The 1,830-nt window shown below is 73.3% G+C and carries 1 protein-coding gene; it reads left to right on the top strand.

Features of this window, described 5'->3' with window-relative positions; genetic code table 11:
• Positions 1 to 30: 30 nt before the first annotated feature.
• Positions 31 to 1,830: condensation domain-containing protein (locus ACQKIP_RS46470; protein ID WP_427745765.1), on the top strand; the 1,800-nt coding region annotated here is incomplete at its 3' end.

Below are 1,830 nucleotides of genomic sequence, written 5' to 3'. Positions count from 1 at the left end.
GCCCGTACCGCCGCGGTCTTCCACTGTGGGGTGCATGAGGTGCTCCTTGCGGCGCTGGCCGGTGCGGTGGCGCAGTGGCGGCCGGAGTACGGCACCGGAGTTCTCGTCGACATCGAGGGGCACGGCCGGGAGCAGCTGAACGGCACCGTGGATTTGTCGCGGACCGTGGGCTGGTTCACCGGCGTCCATCCGGTCCGGGTCGCCGCGGGCGATGCGGACCTCGCCGAGGCGCGGGCGGGGGGTCCGGCGGCGGGCGCTCTGCTGAAGACGGTCAAGGAACAGGCCCGGGCCAAGGTCGGCGACGGCCTCGGCTACCAGCTCCTGCGCCACCTCAACCCCGAGACCGCACCCGTACTCGCCGCGCTGCCCGTACCGCAGATCGGCTTCAACTACCTCGGCCGCTTCCCCGCCGGGCCCGACTCCGGCGAGGGCGAAGCGGCCGCCTGGGAGCCCGCCGGTGCGTCCGGACCGCGCGGTGCCGCCGACCCGCAGGCGCCGGTCGCCCACGCACTGGACGCGGGCGCGGTTGTTCAGGACACCGCGCACGGGCCAGCGCTGACGCTCTCCCTGGCCTGGGCAGGCAGTCTGCTCGACGACGCCGAGGCCGCCGAACTCGGTGGCCAGTGGCTGGCGCTGCTCACCGGGCTCGCCGAACACACCGCCAGCGACCCGGCAGCCGGCGGTCACACCTCCTCCGACTTCCCCCTGCTCCAACTGCCCCTGACTCAGCGCGGCGTACAGGAGCTGGAGCTGGCGGTACCGGACCTGGCCGATGTCTGGCCGCTGTCCCCGCTGCAAGAAGGGCTGCTCTTCCACGCCGCCTTTGACGACCGAGGACCCGACGTCTACGCGGGACAGCGGGCTCTGCTGCTCGATGGCCCGCTGGACGCGGCCCGGCTGCGCGGGGCATGGCAGGAGGTCCTTGGCCGGCACCCCATCCTGCGGGCGAGCTTTCACCAGGGTGCATCCGACGAAGCAGCGGTGCAGGTCATCGCAGACGCCGTCACCCTGCCGTGGCGCGCGGCCGATGTGTCCGGCCTGCCGGAGGCACAGGCGCGCGCGGAGATCGACCGGCTGTGCGCGGCGGAGATGGCGGAGCGGTTCGACCTGACCAGGGCGCCGCTGTTGCGTGTACTGCTGATCCGGCTCGGCGAGCGGCGGCATCGCATGGTGGTGACCACTCATCACGTCGTGGTCGACGGCTGGTCGCTGCCAGTCCTCTTCGATGAACTGTCCGCGTTGTACGAGGCGGCGGCCGGCGAGCGGCGGGCGGCGCTGCCGCCGGCGACGTCCTACCGGGAGTATCTGGCCTGGCTGGGCCGACAGGACCGACCGGCCGCGCGGGCCGCCTGGCAGGTGGAGCTAGCCGGCGCCGACGAGCCCTCCCGCGTCGCGCCCGACCGCTCGGCCGCGCCGGCACGCCCGATCCCGCTGGAATTCGAGTGCTCCGCCGAACTGACCCGTGACCTCACCGAACTCGCCCGCACCCACGGCCTGACGATGAACACAATCGTGCAGGGCGCCTGGGCGCTGCTGCTCGCCCGGCTCATCGGGCGCGACGACGTGGTGTTCGGCAGCACGGTGGCCGGCCGGCCCGCCGACGTGCCGGGCGCTGACACCTCGGTCGGGCTGTTCATCAACACCCTCCCGGTACGGGCCCGCCTGGACCCCGCGCAACCGGCCCTGGATCTGCTCGCGGACCTGCAGCGGCGCCAGGTCGCCCTGATGGGGCACCAGCACCTGGGCCTGGCGGAGATCCGGCAACTCACCGGCTCTGGTGCGGAGTTCGACACGCTGGTGGTCTACGAGAACTACCCGCGCTCCGCCGCC

This window comes from Streptomyces sp. NPDC059900 (assembly GCF_050270335.1).
Classification (GTDB): Bacteria; Actinomycetota; Actinomycetes; order Streptomycetales; family Streptomycetaceae; genus Streptomyces.
Note: the sequence above shows the minus strand (reverse complement) of the source record. Positions and strands in the feature narration are given on the sequence as shown.